Here is a 7191-nt window from a genome sequence, read left to right as displayed (position 1 = left end):
ACGCCCCCCAGCGGCGATTACGACCTGCGTATTTCATCACTCAACGCCCGCTCGCTGGCGTTCGTGAAAGCCAGCGGTGCGGTGCTGCCGGGAGAGCGCTGCTGCCCGTTCCGGCACATCGATGTCTCCAACCTGGATGGCAGCGGTCACTCGCTGTTCTCGGCCCACGACAGCGGCATGAACGATTTCGGTATTTTCATCGAAAACCGCGCCCTGCAGTACGCCCTTTGGCAGCGCCTGGAGCAGCTTCCCAGCGTCACTTGCTACACCCAGTGTGCCCCGGTGAGTACGCTGGCCGCCAGCACCCATCGGCTGCTGGAGCTGGACAACGGCAAGACCCTCAGCGCCCGGTTGATGGTGGCCGCAGATGGCGCACGTTCAACCCTGCGTGAGCTGGCAGGCATCTCCACCAGCAGCTACGACTACCACCAGCGGGCGATGATCATCAACGTCGAGACCGAGCTGCCCCAGCAGGATGTCAGCTGGCAGTACTTTACCCCCACAGGCCCGCTGGCCATGCTGCCGCTGCCCGGCCACCGCGCCTCGTTGGTGTGGTACGACAGCGATGAGGCCACCAAGGCCCGTGAACAGCTTTCCAACGACGCCCTGCAACACGCCATAGAAACCACCTTCCCCAAACGGCTGGGCAAATTGACCCGGGTGGTGGCACGGGCCAGTTTCCCCATCAAGCGCCAGCACGCCAAACGCTACATCGGCAAACGGCTCGCGCTGATCGGCGACGCCGCCCACGTGGTGCACCCGCTGGCAGGTCAAGGCTTGAACATCGGCCTGCACGACGCCGACACCCTGGCCGAGCTGATCATCAAAGGCCGTGACCCTGGCGACCACATCAGCCTGCACCGTTTCGAGTGCCACCGGCGTCTGGCCAACCAGGCAATGATCGCCGCCACCGATAGCTTCCACCACCTCTTCACCGGGGCCAAGCCGCTCCGCCAACTGGGTGATCTCAGCCTGCACCTCGCCGAGCGAGTGCCGTTTGCCAAACGCATGATGATGCAGCAGGCCAATGGGTTGAATCCGTTCAAGGTGGGCTAAAGCTGACTATGCTGAGGGAGTGGCTGCGGAAAGCAGCCCTAAAACAATCACAATAACCCTCAAATAAGGAAAGCGCATGCGACGCAAGCAACCATTCGCGCTAGTAACGGCCGCCTCGTTCACCAGCATTGGCCTGTTGCTAGCCACGCCCTTATGGGCCTGGGATGGCGTGGTCGAGAAGCAGCGGTTCGAGATCGAGAGCTTTACCACCCAGGGCGGCGAGACGATTCCCAACGTGGCGGTGGGCTGGGAAGCCTACGGCGAGCTGAACGAGGCACGCGATAACGCCATTCTGATTACTCACTTCTTCTCGGGCACCAGCCACGCCGCAGGCCGTTACGAGGCCGAGGGTGAGGCTACCGGCTACTGGGATGCCATCATTGGCCCTGGCAAGCCACTGGATACCGATCAGTACTACGTCATCTCATCCGATACGCTGGTCAATTTGGGGGCGAACGACCCGAACGTGATCACCACGGGGCCTGCCACCCTTAACCCCGATACCGGCGAGCCCTGGGGCATGGATTTTCCCGTCGTGACCATCCGTGATTTTGTCGAGGTGCAGCGCGTCCTGCTGGAAAGCCAGGGCATTGAATCACTGCATGCAGTCATGGGCGCTTCCATGGGTGCCTTGCAGGCCATCGAGTGGGCCAGCGCTTACCCTGAGCGGGTCGAGCGGTTGATTCCCGTGATTGGTGGGGGTGTGGCCGACCCGTGGCTGCTGGCCACGCTCAGCGCCTGGGCCGCGCCGATTCGCCTGGATGCCCGCTGGAACGAAGGCGACTATTACGACGGCGAACCGCCCACCGACGGGCTCAAAGAGGCGCTGAAGCTGGTGACGCTCAATGCCAACCACTGGCAGTGGGCCAACGAAGCGTTCAACCGCGATTGGGCCGACGACGCGCGCGACCCCGCCCAGGACATCACCGCCCGCTATGCCATCGAACAAACCCTGGATGACATCGCCGCCGCCCGTGCGGCGCTTTCCGATGCCAACCACCTGCTCTACCTGGTGCGCGCCAACCAGACCTTCATGGCTGGCTACGGTGACTCGCTGGAAGCGGGGCTGGCCGCCATCGAAGCCCCCACATTGATGCTGTATAGCGAGAACGACTTGGTCTTCGCCCCCGAGGGCGTACGCCGCACCGCCGAGCTGATCGAAGCCGACGGCACTGAGGTGACGCTAGAAACGCTGGAAGGCAACCGAGGTCACCTGGATGGCGTGGTGGCCATCGAGCAAGCCAGCGATACGCTGCGGGCGTTTTTGGAGTAAGCGGTGGAGCGCTGGCCTCCAAGAGGCCAGCGCTAGTGAGGTCCCCCTACTGAGTTATGGCCATGAGGTTTATGAGCCGCTTCAGCTTGCAGACGCTCCACTAACCAAACCTTGATAATCGACTGGCGGGTAACACCCATTCTCGCAGCCTCACGGTCTAGTGACTCCACTACCCATGCAGGAAAATCTACGTTAATCCGCTTTTGCTCCTGATTCACCCGTCGAGCAGTGGAAAAGTCTAGATCATCGAGAACATCATCTTGATTTTCATCGAATTTTTTATCGAACTCTTTAGCTTTCATAGATGTCTACCTCCTTCTTGCGGGAGCGTCTAACAGAAATCAGCCGAATACGCTCTTCTCGGTAGGTGACGACTGCCGACCAATGTTTTTCACTGATCATACCGATTAGTAAAAACCTTGGTTCGCCCTCGGATTTTGCGCGAATTTCTAGCAGATATGGATCCTTCCACAGCGCTTGTGCCGCTTCAAAATCAATACCGTGCTTTGTCAGGTTGGCCTGACTTTTGTTGACGTCAAACTCGAACTCGTTCATGAGTATAAATTATTCCTTTTTTACTCACTCAACAAGATTCTAAAGCCGAAAGCAACGCCGTTACTGCAGCAGGCTTTATACAAAACCATGCCCCAGCGCCCACTGCACCGCCTGCTCTGCATGGATCTCGGTCGTATCGAAGAGCGGCACGGGAGTGTCGGCCTGTTGAACCAGCAGGCCGATTTCGGTGCAGCCTAGAATCACCCCCTGCGCGCCGCGCTCGGCAAGCGCCTCGATGATCTCCAGGTAGTCGGCTTTGGCCTCTGCTTTCACCACACCCAGGCACAGCTCCTGGTAGATCACCGTGTGCACACGCTCGCGCTGTGGTTCGGTAGGCACCACCACCTCGATACCGTGGCGCTGCAAACGCTCGATATAAAACGCCTGCTCCATGGTGAACCGGGTGCCCAGCAAACCTACGCAGGCAATGCCCTGGCGTTGCAGCACCCGGGCCGTGGCATCGGCGATATGCAATAGCGGAATGGAGACCGCCGCTTCCAGCGGCTCGGCAACCTTGTGCATGGTGTTGGTACACAGCACCAGACAATCGGCCCCCGCGGCCTCCACCGCGCTGCCCGCCGCTGCCAATATCTCGGCAGTCGCCTCCCAGTTGCCCTGATGCTGCAGCGCCTCGATGTCGGCAAAATCCACGCTGTACAGCACCACCCTGGCAGAGTGCAGCCCACCCAGCGCCATGCGCACATGCTGGTTGACGAGGCGGTAGTAGGTTTGGGTGGACTCCCAGCTCATGCCGCCGATCAAGCCGATGGTTTTCATGGATGCACTTCCACCTTTTGGTTACAAGAAAGAGAGTGTATTGCGAAGGCAGCAGACAAGGCTTCGGACTCTATCAGAGGCTCACATGCTTACCGCCATCCAGCACTTCGCAGTTTTAACAGTAGCGCCCATAACCGGCTGCCCCCCGCTGAGCTTAAAAGCAAAACGGCTCCCACGACCACGGAGGTCCCCCCACGCCCTAATAAGTAAGCGCTAGCGTTTGGCCGCTGTTGCGCGAGAAACTCCCCCAACAGCACCGTGCCAGCAGCGATAAAATAAATACCCATGAGCACTGTCCCCACCGCCATGCAGGCTCGGGGGCTTACCAATACACCTGACCCTTGCGGCACCAGCCATCGGCTTAATGCCTCACGCCACAGAATAAGGCTCAGTCCGATCAGAGTATTGCTAAAAAAATGCACAAATTGAGCCATCAATACGCTTGAAGAAATGTCCTCTTGACCAGCCAGAGCGATCGACAGAGAAACGGCGGCATCCGGTAATGGACGTAGCGCCATCCATAGCCCCAAGAGCGCCAACAAGCTGGCCATCAGCGGGCGCATTTGCATCCTTGGCATCATGACTCCCTTACTCGTTGCATTGTTGGTTGTGAAAGCTCAACCTGGCTACTCCAGATCTCCGGTAAACACGACGGTCAGCCAGCGGCGCAGACCTTCGTCGTCCACAAGATTCCGATGCCACATACTTCAGGCAGCGCTTCCCACACATTAGCCGCTGGCGTTTTCCTCGGCCACCTGACGCAGCGCATCGACCAGCACATCGGTGGGCTGGGCGCCGGAAATCAGGTAGCGTCCATCGAGAATGAAGCCCGGCACGGCACTGACGCCCATGTCCATGAAGCGCTGCTCGGCTTCACGCACTTCTTCGGCGTATTGGTCAGAACGGGCGATGGCCTCGGCGGTGTCGCCATCCAGCCCCACCTCCATGGCTTTTTCGCGAAGCACCAAGGGGTCGGCGGGATTTCTCGCCTCGCCGAAGTAGGCCTCGAACAGCGCCAGTTGCAGCGCCGTTTCCTGGTGCTGCGTGCCGGCCCAGGCCAGCACACGGTGCGCGGCGAAGGTGTTGTTCGCTCGGCGCTCCAGCGCACCACGGAAATTCAGGCCAAGCGCTTCGGCGGCGGCCATGATCTCGCGCTGGGACTGTACCATGGTGGCCGCATCCTTGCCGTACTTGCGGCACAGGTGCTCCAGAATCGGCTCGCCCTCGGGCGGCATGTCCCGGTTCAGTTCGAAGGGCTGCCAGACCAGCTCGACCTCGATCTCGCCAGCGAGCACCTCCAACGCCTGCTCCAGGCGCCGATAGCCAATCGCACACCACGGGCAGGCCACATCGGATACCAGATCGATTCTTACCTTTTGCATGGGGTGTCTCCTTTGGGGGCATTCATCAGGGTAGCATCCGGCAGTGGTGGCCATGCCACTGCCTCAGTCCGCCCACTCCAGGTCTCCGGTAAACACGACCGTCAGCCAACGGTGCGGCCCTTCGTCGCCCAGCAAGTCACTGACTTCGTTACGAAGGGCATCCCATTCGCCAATGGTGCGCGGGGGCGCATCGGCGGGGACGATAAAATAGAGCTCGATTTCCCTGGAGCGACCCACTCGCGCAATATAGGCGCGGTAGGTGGTAAACCCGTGCTGTTGCACGAAGGCCTGTGCCACCTGATCCACATGCTGCTTCAATGCGCTCGGGGTGACCAGGAAGATATCCGCCAGCGCGCGGCGCACGGTAGAAACCGGCAGCGGAATGATGATGACGCACACCACCGCCAGCACCGCCGGGTCGATGTAGGGCGACACCCACTCCCACGACGTGCCCTGCACCAGATAGCCCAGCGAGAACGCCACCAGCAGCGCCGCCGTGATGCCTGCCGACATGATCCAGCCCCGCACGTCTAGGCGCACGAAGTCAGAGCCGATACGGCGATTGGCGCGAGCCTCCACGATAGCGGTGGCAACACACGCCACCAGGGTAATCACCGCATAAACGATTGCCCAGCCAAACTCCAGCTCGCGCCCGCCTTCCAGCAGGCTTCTGATGGCGTTGATCAGGGCATACACCGCCACGCCAATCAGCAGCGTGCCGTTGACCCCCAGCACCATGGGCTCCAGGTGCCAGAAGCCCACGGAAAAGCGCTCCCTCAGCTTGCGCGACAGCCCTTTCGACGACACGAACGAGGTAATCAGGTTCACCACCAGCAACGAGAGCAGGCTCATGCTGGCATCCACCAGGGCATAGATGCCGTCGAACATGATCGAAAACGACCCGGACATCAGGCCAAAGCCGATGCCCAGCCCCGCAATCACCAGCGTGACGGCGATAGACGTTCTCAGTACACCGCTCTCGTCGCTCAGATCGAAACTACGCATGACGGTATCCCTTTCAGTGCGAAAATCCGCTCATCCTTCCGTTCTCTCAACCCTGCAGCTCTCTCAATTGCTTCATCAATCCCGTAATCACTTTTGCCGAGCTGCTGGTGTCATCCGCCAGGCGGCGCACGTGTTCGGCAACCACCGCGAAGCCTTTGCCAGCCTCGCCTGCCCGCCCTGCCTCGATCCCCGCGTTGATGCTGAGCAGTTGCAGCATCTTCAGTGAATGGGCAATTTTCTCGGTTTCGGTGGCAATGTCTCGGCTGATGGCACTCAGCTGCTCCTCGCTTTGCCGCCGCTGCTGGATGTCGGTGACCACCCCTTCCAGGTAGATGACGTTGCCCTCCTCATCTTTCACGGCACCGCCGTACTCGCTCACCCAGCGCAGGCGGCCATCTTTACAGCGCACCCGATAATCGGCTTGCCAGTTCTTGTCAGCGGCGATGGCGCGCTCGATGGCCTGATCCAATCCCGGCGCATCCTCAGCGTAGATCAACGCCACGTAGGATTGCAGGCGGTTGTCGATCAAATCGTCGATGGCATAGCCGGTCAGTTCCTGAACCCTGCCACTCAGGTTCAGCATGGTGTAGTGCTCATCGTTGCGGCAGCGGTACAGAAACCCATTCATGCGCGACGCAATGCTTTCATAAATAGTGTCTTGCTCAGACATGCTGGTCATGGCCTTTCAAAGTGGAATGCTAGGGTACGCCCGCCTGTTCACCGGCGACTTAAGTCGTACGTATCTGCACAGCATTATGCCGAGACCGCCCCGCCAAGTCCAACGCCAAACTCACTTGCAAGCAACGATTAACAAGGCGGCTCGCGGGTTTGCTCGCTGACATGGCCCGCTTTATCCAGGTGGTACTCGCTAAAGTCCTGCGCCAGGAAGAGCGCGCCTGAGTAAACGCTTTGCGCCTCGCGTTGGATATCCTCGATGGAAGGCACGGTATGGGAAATGAGCGGGTAGCGGGGGCTGAAGTGGGTCAGCACCAGGTGGGGCAAGCCGACCTGCTCGGCAAACGCCGCCACCTGCCTGCCGTAGCTATGCCCTACCTCACCGGCTTTCTCGGCCATTGCTTCGGTGTAAGTGGCTTCATGCACCAGCACCTGCGCCCCGGCACAGGCTTGCGCCAACAGCTCGGG

At 60.1% G+C, this 7191-nt stretch carries 9 protein-coding genes and 1 pseudogene; 2 read left to right on the top strand and 8 right to left on the bottom strand.

What is annotated here, in order from left to right:
* Both B7L72_RS15105 and B7L72_RS15100 read left to right on the top strand, forming a co-directional pair.
* Window positions 1-1056: FAD-dependent monooxygenase (locus tag B7L72_RS15105; RefSeq protein WP_081195311.1), on the top strand; the 1056-nt coding region annotated here is incomplete at its 5' end.
* Window positions 1057-1132: 76 nt separating this feature from the next.
* Window positions 1133-2329, top strand: a complete 1197-nt coding sequence (locus B7L72_RS15100; protein WP_081195309.1) for an E22 family MetX-like putative esterase — start codon at window positions 1133-1135, stop codon at window positions 2327-2329.
* 32 nt (window positions 2330-2361) lie between these two features.
* Here B7L72_RS15100 and brnA read toward each other — a convergent pair whose 3' ends face one another.
* From brnA to B7L72_RS15060, 8 genes and pseudogenes are all read right to left on the bottom strand, one after another.
* Entirely contained in the window at window positions 2362-2631 is a 270-nt protein-coding gene (gene brnA / locus B7L72_RS15095; RefSeq protein WP_058578262.1) for a type II toxin-antitoxin system BrnA family antitoxin, read from the bottom strand.
* Window positions 2621-2884: a BrnT family toxin gene (locus tag B7L72_RS15090; RefSeq protein ID WP_058578261.1), complete on the bottom strand. Its 264-nt coding sequence runs from the start codon at window positions 2882-2884 to the stop codon at window positions 2621-2623. The genes brnA and B7L72_RS15090 overlap by 11 nt, the downstream gene beginning before the upstream one ends.
* A 75-nt stretch (window positions 2885-2959) precedes the next feature.
* Window positions 2960-3661, bottom strand: coding sequence for an aspartate/glutamate racemase family protein (locus B7L72_RS15085; RefSeq protein WP_058578260.1), 702 nt, complete (start codon window positions 3659-3661; stop codon window positions 2960-2962).
* Between the two features lie 89 nt (window positions 3662-3750).
* Complete coding sequence (locus B7L72_RS15080; protein ID WP_254893828.1) at window positions 3751-4242, bottom strand: hypothetical protein; 492 nt, start codon at window positions 4240-4242, stop codon at window positions 3751-3753.
* A 147-nt stretch (window positions 4243-4389) separates the two neighbouring features.
* Window positions 4390-5043 carry a DsbA family oxidoreductase gene (locus B7L72_RS15075; protein ID WP_081195307.1) on the bottom strand — a complete coding sequence of 218 codons (654 nt, stop codon included), beginning with the start codon at window positions 5041-5043 and terminating at the stop codon, window positions 4390-4392.
* Window positions 5044-5106: 63 nt separating this feature from the next.
* Window positions 5107-6048 (bottom strand): cation diffusion facilitator family transporter, encoded by a 942-nt coding sequence (locus B7L72_RS15070; RefSeq protein ID WP_081195305.1) that lies wholly within the window; start codon window positions 6046-6048, stop codon window positions 5107-5109.
* A gap of 46 nt (window positions 6049-6094) precedes the next feature.
* On the bottom strand, window positions 6095-6718 hold the full coding sequence (locus B7L72_RS15065) for a PAS domain-containing protein (RefSeq protein WP_303245525.1): 624 nt from the start codon (window positions 6716-6718) through the stop codon (window positions 6095-6097).
* 137 nt (window positions 6719-6855) lie between these two features.
* A pseudogene (locus B7L72_RS15060) lies at window positions 6856-7191 on the bottom strand (MBL fold metallo-hydrolase); the annotation flags it as partial.

The organism is Halomonas sp. BC1 (genome assembly GCF_002078135.1).
In the GTDB taxonomy this organism is placed as follows: Bacteria; Pseudomonadota; Gammaproteobacteria; order Pseudomonadales; family Halomonadaceae; genus Vreelandella; species Vreelandella stevensii.
The sequence above is the reverse complement of the archived record's forward strand: the minus strand, read 5'-3'. Positions and strand labels throughout refer to the sequence as shown.